The organism is Arthrobacter pascens (assembly GCF_017052465.1).
GTDB classification, from domain to species: Bacteria; Actinomycetota; Actinomycetes; order Actinomycetales; family Micrococcaceae; genus Arthrobacter; species Arthrobacter pascens.
The window spans coordinates 31,193-45,179 of sequence record NZ_JAFHKT010000144.1; the positions used below are offsets into that span (position 1 = coordinate 31,193).

General features: G+C 64.8%; 16 protein-coding genes. 12 read left to right on the forward strand and 4 right to left on the reverse strand.

What is annotated here, in order from left to right; translation table 11 throughout:
- Positions 1-80: 80 nt before the first annotated feature.
- The 5 genes from JYA52_RS14170 to JYA52_RS14190 all read left to right on the forward strand — a co-directional run bounded on the left by JYA52_RS14170 (position 81) and on the right by JYA52_RS14190 (position 4,697).
- Entirely contained in the window at positions 81-1,367 is a 1,287-nt protein-coding gene (locus JYA52_RS14170; RefSeq protein WP_205653812.1) for an ABC transporter substrate-binding protein, read from the forward strand.
- Between the two features lie 7 nt (positions 1,368-1,374).
- Entirely contained in the window at positions 1,375-2,412 is a 1,038-nt protein-coding gene (locus tag JYA52_RS14175; protein ID WP_205653813.1) for a carbohydrate ABC transporter permease, read from the forward strand.
- A complete protein-coding gene (locus JYA52_RS14180) occupies positions 2,409-3,296 on the forward strand; it encodes a carbohydrate ABC transporter permease (protein WP_205653814.1) in 888 nt (295 codons plus the stop codon). The genes JYA52_RS14175 and JYA52_RS14180 overlap by 4 nt, the downstream gene beginning before the upstream one ends.
- Entirely contained in the window at positions 3,293-3,559 is a 267-nt protein-coding gene (locus JYA52_RS14185; protein ID WP_205653815.1) for a hypothetical protein, read from the forward strand. Before JYA52_RS14180 ends, JYA52_RS14185 begins: the two co-directional genes overlap by 4 nt.
- An 85-nt stretch (positions 3,560-3,644) precedes the next feature.
- Entirely contained in the window at positions 3,645-4,697 is a 1,053-nt protein-coding gene (locus JYA52_RS14190) for a LacI family DNA-binding transcriptional regulator (protein WP_205653816.1), read from the forward strand.
- Positions 4,698-4,727: 30 nt separating this feature from the next.
- On the opposite strand, the gene JYA52_RS14195 is transcribed toward JYA52_RS14190, so the two are convergent.
- Positions 4,728-5,621: a DUF8083 family protein gene (locus JYA52_RS14195; protein ID WP_205653817.1), complete on the reverse strand. Its 894-nt coding sequence runs from the start codon at positions 5,619-5,621 to the stop codon at positions 4,728-4,730.
- Between the two features lie 16 nt (positions 5,622-5,637).
- Entirely contained in the window at positions 5,638-6,444 is an 807-nt protein-coding gene (locus tag JYA52_RS14200; RefSeq protein ID WP_205653818.1) for an exodeoxyribonuclease III, read from the reverse strand.
- A gap of 166 nt (positions 6,445-6,610) precedes the next feature.
- Here JYA52_RS14200 and JYA52_RS14205 point away from each other — a divergent pair, with 166 nt between their 5' ends.
- The 5 genes from JYA52_RS14205 to JYA52_RS14225 all read left to right on the forward strand — a co-directional run bounded on the left by JYA52_RS14205 (position 6,611) and on the right by JYA52_RS14225 (position 11,776).
- Positions 6,611-8,110, forward strand: a complete 1,500-nt coding sequence (locus tag JYA52_RS14205) for a CoA-acylating methylmalonate-semialdehyde dehydrogenase (RefSeq protein ID WP_205653819.1) — start codon at positions 6,611-6,613, stop codon at positions 8,108-8,110.
- On the forward strand, positions 8,110-9,183 hold the full coding sequence (locus JYA52_RS14210) for an enoyl-CoA hydratase/isomerase family protein (protein ID WP_205653820.1): 1,074 nt from the start codon (positions 8,110-8,112) through the stop codon (positions 9,181-9,183). The genes JYA52_RS14205 and JYA52_RS14210 overlap by 1 nt, the downstream gene beginning before the upstream one ends.
- Entirely contained in the window at positions 9,176-10,138 is a 963-nt protein-coding gene (mmsB, locus tag JYA52_RS14215) for a 3-hydroxyisobutyrate dehydrogenase (protein ID WP_276208581.1), read from the forward strand. Before JYA52_RS14210 ends, mmsB begins: the two co-directional genes overlap by 8 nt.
- Before the next feature lie 40 nt (positions 10,139-10,178).
- On the forward strand, positions 10,179-10,958 hold the full coding sequence (locus JYA52_RS14220) for an enoyl-CoA hydratase (protein ID WP_205653821.1): 780 nt from the start codon (positions 10,179-10,181) through the stop codon (positions 10,956-10,958).
- 62 nt (positions 10,959-11,020) lie between these two features.
- Positions 11,021-11,776, forward strand: a complete 756-nt coding sequence (locus tag JYA52_RS14225; RefSeq protein WP_240460355.1) for a CPBP family glutamic-type intramembrane protease — start codon at positions 11,021-11,023, stop codon at positions 11,774-11,776.
- 31 nt (positions 11,777-11,807) lie between these two features.
- On the opposite strand, the gene JYA52_RS14230 is transcribed toward JYA52_RS14225, so the two are convergent.
- Positions 11,808-12,071, reverse strand: coding sequence for a hypothetical protein (locus JYA52_RS14230; protein WP_205653822.1), 264 nt, complete (start codon positions 12,069-12,071; stop codon positions 11,808-11,810).
- Between the two features lie 133 nt (positions 12,072-12,204).
- Positions 12,205-12,528, reverse strand: a complete 324-nt coding sequence (locus JYA52_RS14235) for an ArsR/SmtB family transcription factor (protein ID WP_240460357.1) — start codon at positions 12,526-12,528, stop codon at positions 12,205-12,207.
- 334 nt (positions 12,529-12,862) lie between these two features.
- On the opposite strand from JYA52_RS14235, the gene JYA52_RS14240 reads away from it, so the two are divergent.
- On the forward strand, positions 12,863-13,246 hold the full coding sequence (locus JYA52_RS14240; protein WP_205653824.1) for a YegP family protein: 384 nt from the start codon (positions 12,863-12,865) through the stop codon (positions 13,244-13,246).
- A 2-nt stretch (positions 13,247-13,248) separates the two neighbouring features.
- Positions 13,249-13,953: a PAS and ANTAR domain-containing protein gene (locus JYA52_RS14245; RefSeq protein ID WP_205653825.1), complete on the forward strand. Its 705-nt coding sequence runs from the start codon at positions 13,249-13,251 to the stop codon at positions 13,951-13,953.
- Positions 13,954-13,987 lie beyond the last annotated feature (34 nt).

Sequence of the window (13,987 nt, forward strand, 5' to 3'; positions counted from 1 at the left end):
CAACGTTACTAGTGTGATGGTCACCACAACAACCGCACCTAACGACTTTTCTTTGTCACTCAGCGAGGAGTTCTTTGCCAATGAAAACCCGCAAATTCTTATTGCCGGTCGCTACCGCCGGCGTTCTCGCCCTCACGCTCTCCGCCTGTGGCGGCGGTGGCGGGGGCGGCACCACAGCCGGTGGCGGTGACGCAGCCAACGGTCTCGACGGCCGCGGTCCCATCACGTATGTGCAGGGCAAGGACAACAGCAATGTGGTCCGTCCGTTGATCGCCAAGTGGAATGCCGCGCACCCCAACGAAAAGGTGACGTTCAAGGAGCAGACCGACCAGGCCGACCAGCAGCACGATGACCTGGTCCAGCACTTCCAGGCCAAGGACGCCAACTACGACGTCGCGAGCGTGGACGTCGTCTGGACCGCCGAATTCGCCGCGAAGGGCTGGCTGCAGCCCCTTAAGGACAAGATGGCGCTGGACACCTCCGCCATGCTGAAGCCTACGGTGGACAGCGCATCCTATAAGGACACCCTGTACGCAGCGCCGGTGTCCTCCGATGGCGGCATCCTGTACTACCGCAAGGACCTCGTCCCCACCCCGCCCAAGACCTGGGACGAGATGATGCAGATGTGTTCCATCGCCAAGGAGAACAAGATCGGCTGCTTCTCCGGCCAGTACAAGCAGTACGAGGGCCTTACGGTCAACGCCTCCGAGGCCATCAACTCCGCCGGCGGCTCCGTGCTGGACAAGGACGGCAAGCCGAGCCTGAACACTCCCGAGGCCAAGGCCGGTCTTGAGAACCTTGTCAAGGCGTTCGCGGACGGCAACATCCCGAAGGAAGCCATCACCTACCAGGAAGAGGAAAGCCGCCGCGCATTCCAGTCCGGCAACCTGCTCTTCCACCGCAACTGGCCGTATGTCTACAACCTGGCGACGACCGAAGGTGCGTCCAAGGTGAAGGACAAGCTGGGCATGGCCCCGCTTCCCGGCAAGGACGGTCCCGGCGCCTCGTCGCTGGGTGGACACAGCGCTGCCATCAGCGTCTACTCTAAGAACAAGGCCACCGCCCTTGACTTCGTGAAGTTCCTGGTCGAGGAAGAACAGCAGAAGTTCTTCGCGACCCAGGGTTCACTGGCTCCAGTGATCACTGCCCTCTACGATGACGCCGCGCTCGTGAAGAAGCTTCCGTACCTGCCGGTCCTGAAGACTTCGATCGAGAATGCCGTTCCCCGCCCTGTAACGCCGTTCTACCCGGCCGTCACCCAGGCCATCCAGGAGAACTCCTACGCAGCGCTCAAGGGTGAGAAGCCGGTGGACCAGGCGCTGTCTGATATGCAGAAGTCCATCGAAGCCGCCGGTGCGGGATCGTAGTCCAGCCATGGCAACCGAAGTAGGCCCGACGCCGGTCAAGACACCGGCGTCGGGCGGTACCCCGATCCACCACGGGCCCAAGGGCGTGGGTGAGGACAACAAGATCCTCAGCCAGGGCAAATGGGCCTCCTGGCTGCTGGCCCCGACCATCATCGCGCTGGCCGTGGTGATCGTTTACCCGATCATCAGCGCCATCGTGATGTCCTTCCAAAAGGATGCAGGGCTCGATCCTGCCACCGGCCTCTTCACGGCGGGCGGCCCGGCAGGCATCCAGAACTACGTCAACTGGATCGCGCAGCAGTGCGGCACCGCCGACGGCGGGACTGTCGCCTGTCCTCCCGGAACCCTGGGAGCGCAGTTCTGGACCGCGACCCAGACCACCTTCATCTTCACGATCATCACGGTCACGCTGGAGACCATCCTTGGTTTCTGGATGGCCATGATCATGGCCCGGAGCTTCAAGGGCCGGAGCCTCGTGCGCGCAGCCGTCCTGGTGCCGTGGGCCATCCCCACCGCCGTGACGGCCCAGCTGTGGCTGTTCATTTTCGACTTCCAGGGCATCGCCAACAAGCTCTTCAACGCTTCTATCCTGTGGACCGGAAGCGAGTGGCCGGCCAAGTGGGCGGTCATCATCGCTGACACGTGGAAGACGACGCCCTTCATGGCGCTGCTGATCCTGGCAGGCCTGCAGATGATCCCGGCCGAAGTCTACGAGGCAGCCAAGGTGGATGGAGCCAGCGCCTGGCAGCGGTTCCGCATGATTACCCTGCCGCTGGTGAAACCGGCCCTGATGGTGGCCATCCTCTTCCGCACACTGGATGCGCTGCGCATGTTCGACCTGCCGTACATCCTCACGGGCGGTGCGAACAACACCACCACGCTGTCCATCCTTGTCATCAACCAGATCCGGCAAGGGTTCAACTCGGCGGCGGCGTTGTCCACCATTACCTTCATCATCATCTTTTTGGTCGCTTTCATCTTTGTCCGCTTCCTCGGGGCGAACGTTGTGGAGCAAAGCGGCGCCACCGGTAAGGGGAAGAAATGAGCACCGGGACAGCCCTCCGCGCAGAGCAGGACAGGGGCCGCCGCGCGGCGCAGAACAAGGAAAAATGGGCGCAGGGGCGTACGTACATCAGTGCGGCAGTCATCCTGATCTGGTGCCTGGCACCGGCGTACTGGATGGTCGTCGTCGCGTTCCGCGAGGTCGGCTTCACGTACGACACGTCGATTTTCCCGACACATGTCACGCTGGATAACTTCATAACAGCGTTCGACACGTCCTTCGGCAACAGGTTTGGCCAGGCGCTGCTGAACAGCATCTTCATCGGTGTGGTGGTGACAGCCATCTCGCTGCTGATCGGCGTCTTCGCCGCCTACGCCCTTGCCCGGCTGAACTTCAGGTTCAAGTTCCTGGTCCTCGGCTTCATTCTTGGTGCCTCCATGTTCCCCGGCGTTGCCCTGATCACGCCGCTCTTCCAGCTGTTCACCAACATCGGCTGGATGGGCACCTACCAGGCGCTGATCATTCCGAACATCTCGTTCGTGCTGCCGCTGACCGTCTACACGATGACGTCCTTCTTCCGCGAAATGCCGTGGGAGCTCGAGGAATCGGCACGTGTTGACGGCTGCACGCAGGGGCAGGCTTTCCGGAAGGTCATCATGCCGCTGGCGGCTCCGGCCATCTTCACCACGGCCATCCTGGCGTTCATCTCCTCCTGGAACGAGTTCCTGATCGCCAGCCAGCTGTCCAGCGACGCAACGCAGCCGGTAACGGTGGCAATTGCCAACTTCGCCGGTGCGCAGCCCCAGCAGATCCCCTACACGGCCATCATGGCGGCCGGCACCATTGTCACCATTCCCCTGGTGATTCTTGTGCTGGTGTTCCAGCGCAAGATCGTGGCTGGCCTGACAGCGGGTGCAGTCAAGTGACGGACGGAGCAGCGCCGCAGGGCAAGAAGCCGGCAGCAGGGCTCGGGCATAAGCATGTCCGTTCCGGCGAGGACTTCGACATCATCATCGGATTCCTGGGCTTTTGGGCTGTGGTGCTGCTCGTCGTCACCGTCTGGATGGAGCTGACCGCCCAGCCTGCCTTGGGATGGGCGCTCGGTCTGCTGGCCATCCTGCTGGCGCTCTACGGGATGATCCGGCTCCGCAGGCGCCTTCCGGCACGCACCGCCACGCGGCGCAACTGACACACGCAGGCCCAGACTAAAATGGTTTCTTGCCGTTGGGAGAATGAGATGGCGGAAATCTGCAGCAGGCCTTTGAAGGGACACCGTGGCGCGCACAACTGACCGGGCTCAGCGCGGCGGCCACTCCGGTGTGAGCATCGAGGACGTGGCGGCAGCTGCGGGGGTGTCCACTGCCACGGTGTCACGCGCCGTGCGTGGCTTGCCGCGCGTCTCGCCGGCAACACGGGCAAAGATTCTCGAGGTTGCCGGCGCCCTGGGCTATGTGGCGTCCTCGTCGGCCTCTGGCCTGGCAACCGGCCGTACCAAGACCATCGGAGTGCTGGCACCGTTCGTGAGCCGCTGGTTCTTTTCCAAGGCCATTGAAGGGGCTGACCGCGAGCTTCATGCGCGGCAATACAACCTGTCCCTGTTCAACCTGGGCGGCCACGGCAGCCACCGTGAGCGGCTCTTCAGCAAGACCATGGTCTACAAGCAGATCGATGCGCTCCTTGTCCTGTGTATGGCGTTGTCCCACGACGAGCTTGACCACCTGCAGAAGATCGACATTCCGCTGGTGGTGGTGGGCGGCCATGTCGAGGAATGCGCCTATATCGGCATTGACGACTATGCGGCCGCCTCCACGGCCGTCAAGCACCTGATCGACCTGGGCCACCGCGACATTGCCCTGCTCCACGGGGACGACGAAACCGACCTCAACTTCGACGTCCCGCGCGTCCGTATCCTGGCGTTCCAGGACGTGATGGCGGCGGCGGGGCTTGAGGTCCGCCCGGAGTGGGACGAATGGGGCGATTTCACCCTCCGCAGCGGCCAGGAAGCGTTCCGGCGGCTGTGGGGCCAGCCCGGCCCGAAGCCGACCGCGATTTTCTGTGCCTCCGACGAAATGGCCATGGGCGTCATTTTCGAAGCACAACGGGTGGGGGTCCGGGTGCCCGAGGACCTGTCGGTGATCGGCATCGATGACCACGACTTTTCCGACGCCATGGGTTTGACCACCGTGGGCCAGCGCCCGGACGAACAGGCGGAGCTGGGGACGAAGATGCTCCTGGATGAACTCCTCGGCATCACCGGCTCGGTGCAGTCCGCCGTTGCGCCCCACCAGCTGATCGTGCGGCGCACAACGGCGCCGCCCAGGTCTTAGGGCGCACGAAGCGCAGCACGGGTCAACGGGTCAGGATGCCCGGGCCAGTTGGCGGATGGGAATCCACCGCGACGCGAGCCGGCGGTAGGCGGCGGCTGCGCCGGTCATGTCGCCCTCTGCGAGGCACTCGATGCCAAGGCGGACATCCATGGGGGAGTCATCGGGATACACCTTGTCTGCCACGGCCCCGTAATCCAGCTCCACCATGGACTCCACGTGGAAGAGTTCCAACCACTCGGTGAGCTGGGTGAGGTCGTCGAGCATGTCGAGATCCGGAGCGGCCAACGCGAGGTTGGCCACGGCGTAGCGCACCCGGTCGAGGGCCTCGGTAATCGGCGCCAGAACCCGGACAGTGAGGATCCGGCCCCCGGCCTCGACCACTTCCTGCGGGTCCGACTCCAGGAACAGCGAGAACCAGCTGAACGGGATGCCCCAGGTGGATGCCCTGGTGTGGACCCGGGTGGCACCTTCCCGGGCGCTGACGAGGTCGATCCGCTCCTGATGCCGGTCCCGCTGCTCTTCCGGAATCAGGAGTTCAGCCAGTGGTCCGTGGATGCCCTCCATCAGCGCATTGGCTGCCAGTCCGGCCCGCAGCACAAGCTGACTGGGGCAATAGAGGAGGGCGTCGGCATCGGCCGCGTCCGCCGAATCCTTGGATTCGTCCGCGGCCGGCAGCCCAAGGTGGCGCATGACCCGCACCAGGTCGGTCCGTCCGGTCGGGAACGGATCTCCGCCGGGCCGCGTGATCCGCCCCAGGGAGGCCAGCAGCTCGGCGTTCTCGACCGCAGCGCGGGAGACCGCCCGCTCGCCGGCAGCCTTGAGCGCCGGACGCTGGTCCTCGGGGAAGGCATCCAAAGGCTCATAGACCCGCAGCGTGGACGAGAACGGCAGCCCGGCCTGCCCGCGGTAGAGGCTGCCCGTCATGAGTGTTCAGCCCTCATCAGTCGGCCAGCTCCAAGAGCACGGGCGCGTGGTCGGAGGCACCCTTGCCTTTGCGTTCCTCACGGTCGATGGAGGCGCCGGTGACCCGGGCGGCAAGGGCAGGCGAAGCCAGGATGAAGTCAATCCGCATGCCTTCCTTCTTGGGAAAGCGCAGCTGCGTGTAGTCCCAGTACGTGTAGACACCGGGACCTGGGGTGTGCGGGCGCACCACGTCCGAGAAGCCGACCTGCTCGAATGCGCGGAAGGCGGCGCGTTCCGGTTCGCTGACGTGGGTCAGGCCCTGCGTCAGGAACAAGTCGATGTCCCAGACGTCGTCGTCCGTGGGTGCGATGTTCCAGTCACCCATCAGGGCGATCTGCGCCTCGGGGTTTTCGGCGATCCAGCCGGCGGCCTGGTTCTTAAGGCCGTCCAGCCACTTGAGCTTGTAGGGCATGTGCTCGTCGTCCAGGGCCCGGCCGTTGGGGACGTACAGGCTCCAGACCCGGACGCCGCCGCACGTGGCGGCCATGGCGCGGGCTTCCTGAATGGGGTCCGAGCCCGCCTTGCCAAAGACTGGCTGGTCCACAAAGGCGCGTTCGACGTCCTCGAGCCCCACCCTGGAGGCAATCGCCACGCCGTTCCACTGGTTGAGGCCGTAGTGGGCCACCTCGTAGCCCATCCGTTCGAACAGCTCCCACGGGAAGTTGTCGTCCTTGCACTTGGTTTCCTGGATGGCAAGGACATCGCAGTCAGAGCGCTGCAGCCAAGCCTCCACACGGTCGGCACGGGCACGCAGCGAGTTCACATTCCAGGTAGCTATCTTCACAGTTCCTAACTTACCGAACTTGGGCCCGGGATGAACGGGGCGCAACGGGGCAGTGCCCGCAGAACGGGGTCACTTAGCGCGGACTTCGGACTCTGGAATTTAGTAGGAAGTCCGAGTATATTCAGCTCCAAGATGACCTGGGTCACATGCAAAGGAGCATTCCATCATGGTGCGCGAACTGTCCCACTACGTTGACGGCCACAGGATAGACGGAACCTCCGGCCGGTTCAGCGACGTTTATGACCCCTGTACCGGTGAGGTGCAGGCCAGGCTCCCGCTGGCCAGCGCGGCGGAAGTCCGCAACATCATTGCCAGCGCAGAGAAAGCCCAGCCGGAGTGGGGTGCAATGACCACCCAACGGCGCGGGCGCATCCTGCTCAAGTTCGTGGACCTGGTGAACGAGAACCTGGACGAGCTTGCAAGGCTGCTGTCCTCGGAGCACGGCAAGACCGTCGCGGATTCAAAGGGGGATATCCAGCGCGGCATTGAGGTGGTGGAATTCGCCGCCGGGGCGCCGCATCTCCTCAAGGGCGAGTTCTCTGACAGCGCCGGCTCCGGCATTGATGTCCATTCCATGCGCCAGCCGCTGGGCGTGGTTGCCGGGATCACGCCGTTCAACTTCCCTGCCATGATTCCGCTGTGGAAGTCCGGGCCGGCCCTCGCCGCAGGCAACGCCTTCATCCTCAAGCCCTCCGAACGTGACCCGTCAGTGCCGCTCCGGCTGGCCGAGCTCTATACGGAGGCCGGCGTGCCGGACGGCGTCTTCAACGTGGTCAACGGCGACAAGGAGGCCGTGGATGCGCTGCTTGAGGACGAGCGCGTCAAGGCCATCGGCTTTGTGGGCTCGACACCCATCGCCCAGTACATCTACGCGACCGCCGCCGCCCACGGCAAGCGTGCCCAGTGCTTCGGCGGCGCCAAGAACCACATGGTGATCATGCCTGACGCGGACCTCGACATGGCTACCGACGCCCTCATCGGCGCGGGGTACGGATCCGCCGGGGAACGCTGCATGGCCATCTCCGTGGCGGTTCCCGTGGGCAAGAACACTGCCGACGCGCTGGTTGCCAAGCTGGAAGACCGGGTCAAGCACCTGAAGGTTGGCCATAGCCTGGACAAGGACTCGGACTTCGGGCCGGTGGTGGCGGGAGCTGCCAAAGAGCGGATCGAAAACTACATCCAGTCCGGCGTGGACGACGGTGCGACGCTGGTGGCCGACGGCCGCGGGCTCACCGTCGACGGCTACGAGGGCGGCTTCTGGATCGGGCCTACCCTTTTCGACAACGTCACCAAGGACATGAAGATCTACAAGGAGGAGATCTTCGGCCCGGTGCTGAGTGTCCTTCGCGCTTCGGACTACGGCGAAGCCCTCCGTCTCTGCAGCGAGCACCAGTTTGGCAACGGCGTGGCCATCTTCACCCGCGACGGGGACGCGGCCCGCGACTTCGCCAGCCGCGTCCAGGCGGGCATGGTGGGAATCAACGTGCCTATCCCGGTGCCTATTGCCTACTACACGTTCGGCGGGTGGAAGGCGTCAGGCTTTGGCGACCTCAACCAGCACGGTGCCGATGCCTTCCGCTTCTACACCAAGACCAAGACCGTGACCACCCGCTGGCCCTCCGGTATCCGCCAGGGCGCCAGCTTCATCATGCCGGAAGGAAGCTGATGACTGCTGAAACGATAGAGGGTTCCACGGATGAGGTGCTGTTCGAGCAGCGCGGCCGCCTCGGCGTCATCACGCTGAACCGCCCAAAGGCGGTCAATGCGCTCAACGCCGGCATGGTGGCCGCGATGCTGGAGCGGCTCGCCGCCTGGGCGGATGACGACGGCGTGGAAACCGTTCTGGTGCAGGGTTCCGGTGAGCGGGGCTTATGCGCCGGCGGGGACATCGTGGCCATTTATCGCGATATCCTCGCGGGCGGGCAGGAGACCGCCGACTTTTGGCAGGCTGAATACCGGCTGAACTCACTCATTGCCCGCTACCCCAAGCCGTATGTGGCGTTCATGGACGGGCTGGTCCTGGGCGGCGGCGTGGGCATCTCCGCCCACGGTTCCATGCGTGTCGTCACCGAGCGGACCAGGACCGGGATGCCGGAAACCACCATCGGATTCGTGCCCGACGTCGGCGGAACCCTGCTGCTCGCGCGGTCGCCGGGGGAGGCCGGCACGCATGCGGCCTTGACCGGAGCACATCTGAGCGGAGCCGACGCCCTGTTCCTGGGCCTCGCGGACCACTTTGTTCCGTCCGGCAGGCTCGCTGAGCTGGCGGCGGCGCTGGAAAGCGAAAGCGCGGAAGCCGCCGTCGGGCGCTTCGCAGAGAAGCCGCCTGTCTCCGCTTTGGAGGCGCAGCGGGACTGGATCGACGCCTGCTACGTGGCCGACGACGCCGGCGAAATCCTCCGGAGGCTCCGGGCCGCCGGAGGTGAGGCGGCCGAGGCCGCGGATACCATCGAGGCTAAGTCGCCGACGGCGGTGAAGGTGGCCCTGGCGTCGCTGCGCCGGGCCGCGGAGCTAAGCCTGGACGAGGCCTTGGCACAGGAATACCGGGTGGGCCTGCGCTGCCTGAGCGGGCCGGACTTCCGCGAAGGGATCCGGGCCCAGGTGGTGGACAAGGACCGCAAGCCGCAGTGGCGGCCGCCCACGCTGACGGAAGTGCACGCGGACGACGTCGAGCGGTACTTTGCCCCGCTGGGGGATAGGGAGCTGGTTCTGTTGGAAAGGGAAACCGATCATGCCTGACGAAGCGACACCGGACGTTGCAGGAACCGCAGACGATTCTGCGGGCAGGAAGGAGCACATTGCGTTCCTGGGGCTGGGGCATATGGGCGGACCCATGGCGGTCAACCTCGTCAAGGCCGGCTACACCGTGGCAGGATTCGACGTAGTGCCCGCGGCCCTGGAAGCGGCTCGTGAGCACGGCGTGCCCACCGTCGGCACCGCCGCCGAGGCCGTGGCCGGAGCGGACGTGGTCCTCACCATGTTCCCCAGCGGACAGCATGTGCTCGACGCCTACCGGGGCGCGGAGGGCCAGCCCGGGCTGCTCGCAGCTGCAGGCCCGAACACCATGTTCCTTGACTGCTCCACCATCAACGTCGATGAGGCCAGGGAAGCGGCCAGGCTGGCCCTCGACGCCGGGCACCGCTCGGTGGACGCGCCGGTCTCCGGCGGCGTGGTGGGAGCCGAGGCAGGCACGCTGACTTTTATGGTGGGAGCGCTGCCCGAGGACTTCGAAACCGTGCGGCCCATGCTGGACGTGATGGGCAAGCGCGCAGTCCTCTGCGGAGAGCACGGCGCAGGACAGTCGGCAAAGATCTGCAACAACCTCATCCTGGGCGTGTCCATGATCGCGGTGAGCGAGGCGTTCGTCCTGGGTGAGAAGCTGGGGCTGACGCACCAGGCGCTGTTCGACGTCGCCTCCGCAGCTTCCGGCCAGTGCTGGGCGCTCACCACGAACTGCCCCGTTCCGGGGCCGGTGCCCACCAGCCCGGCCAACCGCGATTACCAGCCGGGGTTTGCCGGGGCGCTGATGGCGAAGGACCTCAAATTGGCCCTGAACGCCGTCCAAAGCACCGGGGTGGCAGCCCGGATGGGTCCGCTGGCCTCGGAAATCTACGATGCCTTCGCAGCCGAAGGCGGTGCCGGAAGGGATTTCTCCGGCATTATCACCGACATTCGGGACAAATCCGGTAAGTAGGCTTAGCTTGAGTTAGGGACCAAATACGTAAGGGGCATGCATGACGCAGGAGTACGGGAACATTCTGGTGGAGCGCCGCGGGCGCGTGGGTCTCGTGACCCTGAACCGGCCCGAAGCACTGAACGCGCTGAACAGGGCGACACTGGATGAACTCGTCGCTGCGGTGTCCGCCATGGACGCCGATCCGGGCGTGGGGGCGGTGGTGATCACCGGCTCGGGGAAGGCCTTTGCCGCCGGCGCCGACATCAAGGAGATGGCATCGCAGGGCTACATGGAGATGTACGACGCCGACTGGTTCCGTGGGTGGGAAGACCTCACCCGGCTGCGGATCCCGCTGATCGCCGCAGTGTCCGGCTTCGCCCTGGGCGGCGGCTGCGAGCTGGCGATGATGTGCGACTTCATCGTCGCCGGGGACAACGCCAAGTTCGGCCAGCCCGAGATCAACCTCGGAGTCCTTCCGGGGATGGGCGGCTCCCAGCGGCTGACCCGGGCCGTGGGCAAAGCCAAAGCGATGGACATGATCCTGACCGGCCGGTTCATTGATGCGGACGAGGCAGAGCGCTCCGGACTCGTGGCAAGGGTGGTTCCGGCCGGGGACACCGTGGAAGAGGCGCTGAAGGCCGCCGAGGTCATCGCCTCCAAGTCAAAGCCTGCCGCCATGCTGGCCAAAGAAGCCGTCAACGCGGCCTTCGAGACGGGGCTGGCGCAGGGCGTGCTCTTTGAACGGCGCCTGTTTCATTCGCTCTTCGCCACCGAGGACCAGAAAGAAGGCATGGCGGCTTTCTCGGAGAAGCGCCAGCCGGAGTTCAGGCACCGGTGAACCTCCCTGTCGCAGAGCAGAGCACCGCCAAGGGGACGTCCGTTCGCGTGGTCCCTGCGGCGATGCTGTCGCTGTCCGGTTTCCTGCTCTTCGCGGTGCACCAGCCCGTCGCCGGCTACGCCCTGCTTGCGGCCTCGCTGGTGCTTGCTGCGCTCGTTGACAAGGCGCTTTTCCGCGATCTCATCCTCATCGCCGCCGGAATCCTGCTGATCAGCGCCGTTCCGATCACCACCGACGTCAGCACCTCGCACATGCTCGTCATGGGGTCCGCCATGGTCCTGGCCGTGGGCATCCCGTATGCGGTGTCCCGCTGGGTCACCAAGGAGCGCGCGATCGTGTTTCCCGTCATGACCGGCAACAAGTGGACGCGGGGGGAGAAGCTGTACCTGCCCGTGGTGTTGGTGCTGGGCTACGCTGTGCTGCCCGTCTACATGGTCCGGACAGGCGTCTACCAGAACTGGCCCGCAGTGCACGATCCCGACGGCATCACACGGCTCTTCATCGGGACCAACGCCCTGGGCATCTGGGATGAACTGTTTTTCATCTGCACGGCCTTTACGCTGTTCCGCCGACATCTGCCCGACTGGCAGGCCAACCTCCTGCAGGCAGTACTGTTCACGTCCTTCTTGTGGGAACTCGGATTCCGGGCCTGGGCGCCGCTGTTCATTTTCCCGTTCGCGCTGCTTCAGGCCCGCATTTTCACGGTGACCAAGTCGCTCTCCTACATTGTGGCCGTCCACCTGCTGTTCGACTTTGTCCTGTTCCTGGTCCTGCTGCACGCCCACAACCGCGAATGGTTCGACATCTTCCTGTACTGAGATATCTGCCGGTCTCCGCCGATCGGGCCCATTAAACGGAACTTGCCGCTTCGTTCCGTTCCGCTGCGCCGAAAAGCCAGGCCGCGACGTCGCTCCGCAGGATCTGGTGGGGGCTTCCCGTGGGGCTGACGCTTCCGGCAGGCACGTAGTAGCCGCGCCCTGAACCGGGACCTCCGGCGGCGCGGTCCAGTGCCTGGATAATGTGCCGGCTCAGGTGGCCGTGTGGCCCCGTGGCTCGGATCTCCTCAAGTTCGTGCGGGGCGAGACGCCCCAGGACAGCAGCAATGTCGGCCACGATCGTTCCCCTCCTTGCCCAAGTTTCCCGCGCACGGGTCTTAGAAGAGCAACGCTAAGCTATGGCCGTTAACGGGAGGTGAAGTTCCGGCGGCTATCAGCGAACAGACGCCGGGCGGCCGCCTGTCGGCATGTCAGCCCGCAGTTTGCAGGTTGTCGTCGGCCATCCGCACAGACCCCAGCAGACCGCCGGCGGCTTCCAGGACACCGCGCACGTCGGAGCAGGAGAGTTCGTAGAAGAGACGGCCGTCTTTCCGCGAGGGGACGATCAGCCGCTGCCGCCGGAGGATGCCCAAGTGCTGGGAGAGGTTCGAGGCCTCAAGGCCTGTGTCATCGCGTAGCCTGCTCACGGCCACGGGGCCGTTAAGCAGCATCTCAAGGATGAGGATCCGTGCCGGGTGGCCCATCGACTTGAAGAGGTCTGCTTTTATGTCGCTCAGGATCACGCTGCCTGGCATGTCATCCACCTGGATTTCCTCCGCTGCAGTCCCATCCATACCGGCGCTGCCGAACGGCCCACCTAGATTCAAGTATAGAGACAGAACGGTCTGTCTAGTTGCGCGTATCTTCGGCCGCACTCAGTGGCCCGGAAATCCGCGGAATGGAGCGGCATGAACCCGGTACTGGCGATGGACAGGCCTTGCAAAACAGGCCCGCCTAGTTCACAATTTCATAAATTCATCAAATTGCGCCCTGCATTATCCACGGCGTGATTCAGGAACACGTGGACTGCTTCCGGTGCCGATGGTGTCACCGGAAGCCTTGTATTTCTGTTGAACGAGGGGGATTTTTATGGCCGGTATGTTCGAACTTTTCCTTGACGACGACGCTGCGTTCAGATTCCAGATCACAGCCCCGGACGGTACCGTGATGGCCGTGTCCCGGGCCTTTTCCGATAAGGAGGAAGCGGTAAAGGGAATTGCCGCAGTCCGCGAGTACGCCGGTATGGGTCTCGTACGGGAGATTTCGGCATCGCGGATGGACCGCCTATCCCCGCACCGCCCGTCGCCACCCCGCCAAGCCGCGCCCCGCCCGCCCGCCGTGAACGAGGGTGTTCCCGTGGCAGGCCTGCGGCGCACCGCCCTGTCGCGCACCGAAGCGCTGCGGGCGTGCAGGACCACCGATCAGGCAAGGCCGCTGGTGTCCGCCGCCGACGGTTACTCGCCCGGCGTGTGACCATGGACGGACAGGACGCGGCAGCAGGCGGGGCGACGAACCAGCCGAAGAGCGTGAACACATACTCCAGCGCCCTGGGGGACGCCCCCTGCGCCGCCGGGACATTCCATTACGATGCCGTGTCCCAGGAACTGCACTGGTCCGATGAGCTCTATGCGCTGCATGGGTACGCCCGCGGGGAGATCGTACCGACCATCGAACTGCTCTACTCCCACAAACATCCCGAGGACCGCGACCGCTGCCAGGAAGTCTTCTCGGCGGCCTGCGTTTCGGGCGGCTATTTCTGCAGCTACCACCGGCTCATTGACTCCAGGCTGCGGGAGCACCGCGTCATCACCGCCGGCGAGGCTGTAGTGGAGGCTGGTGTGCTGCAGAGCGCGGACGGCTTCATCATTGACCTCACCAGCACGCTGCACTGGGAGACGGAGCGGGCCGCCCGCGAAGCGGTGGAGGGTGCCGTCGGGACGCGCGCCACCATCGAACAGGCCAAGGGGATTTTGATGGGGAGCCTGCGCATCGGCTCCGAGGCCGCGTTCGACCTTCTCTCGACCCACAGCCAGCACACCAACATCAAGGTGTACAGCACGGCCGCCGACCTCGTCCAGCTTGCCAACGACCCGCAGCAGATCGCCCTGTTGGACGCCTTCATTGGGGAACTGCAGCGAACATCAGGCCAACGCGCGGACAGCGACACTATTCCAGGCTGATGACCGGACGCTGGGCTGGTGCCGCACTGCCCGC

What these genes read in the sequence shown, in the direction of transcription:
- JYA52_RS14170 (WP_205653812.1), top strand. Translation starts at nt 81, where the DNA reads ATGAAAACCCGCAAATTCTTATTGCCGGTCGCTACCGCCGGCGTTCTC.
- JYA52_RS14175 (WP_205653813.1), top strand. Translation starts at nt 1,375, where the DNA reads ATGGCAACCGAAGTAGGCCCGACGCCGGTCAAGACACCGGCGTCGGGC.
- JYA52_RS14180 (WP_205653814.1), top strand. Translation starts at nt 2,409, where the DNA reads ATGAGCACCGGGACAGCCCTCCGCGCAGAGCAGGACAGGGGCCGCCGC.
- JYA52_RS14195 (WP_205653817.1), bottom strand. Translation starts at nt 5,621, where the DNA reads ATGACGGGCAGCCTCTACCGCGGGCAGGCCGGGCTGCCGTTCTCGTCC.
- JYA52_RS14205 (WP_205653819.1), top strand. Translation starts at nt 6,611, where the DNA reads ATGGTGCGCGAACTGTCCCACTACGTTGACGGCCACAGGATAGACGGA.
- JYA52_RS14210 (WP_205653820.1), top strand. Translation starts at nt 8,110, where the DNA reads ATGACTGCTGAAACGATAGAGGGTTCCACGGATGAGGTGCTGTTCGAG.
- mmsB (WP_276208581.1), top strand. Translation starts at nt 9,176, where the DNA reads ATGCCTGACGAAGCGACACCGGACGTTGCAGGAACCGCAGACGATTCT.
- JYA52_RS14220 (WP_205653821.1), top strand. Translation starts at nt 10,179, where the DNA reads ATGACGCAGGAGTACGGGAACATTCTGGTGGAGCGCCGCGGGCGCGTG.
- JYA52_RS14225 (WP_240460355.1), top strand. Translation starts at nt 11,021, where the DNA reads ATGCTGTCGCTGTCCGGTTTCCTGCTCTTCGCGGTGCACCAGCCCGTC.
- JYA52_RS14235 (WP_240460357.1), bottom strand. Translation starts at nt 12,528, where the DNA reads ATGCCAGGCAGCGTGATCCTGAGCGACATAAAAGCAGACCTCTTCAAG.
- JYA52_RS14240 (WP_205653824.1), top strand. Translation starts at nt 12,863, where the DNA reads ATGGCCGGTATGTTCGAACTTTTCCTTGACGACGACGCTGCGTTCAGA.
- JYA52_RS14245 (WP_205653825.1), top strand. Translation starts at nt 13,249, where the DNA reads ATGGACGGACAGGACGCGGCAGCAGGCGGGGCGACGAACCAGCCGAAG.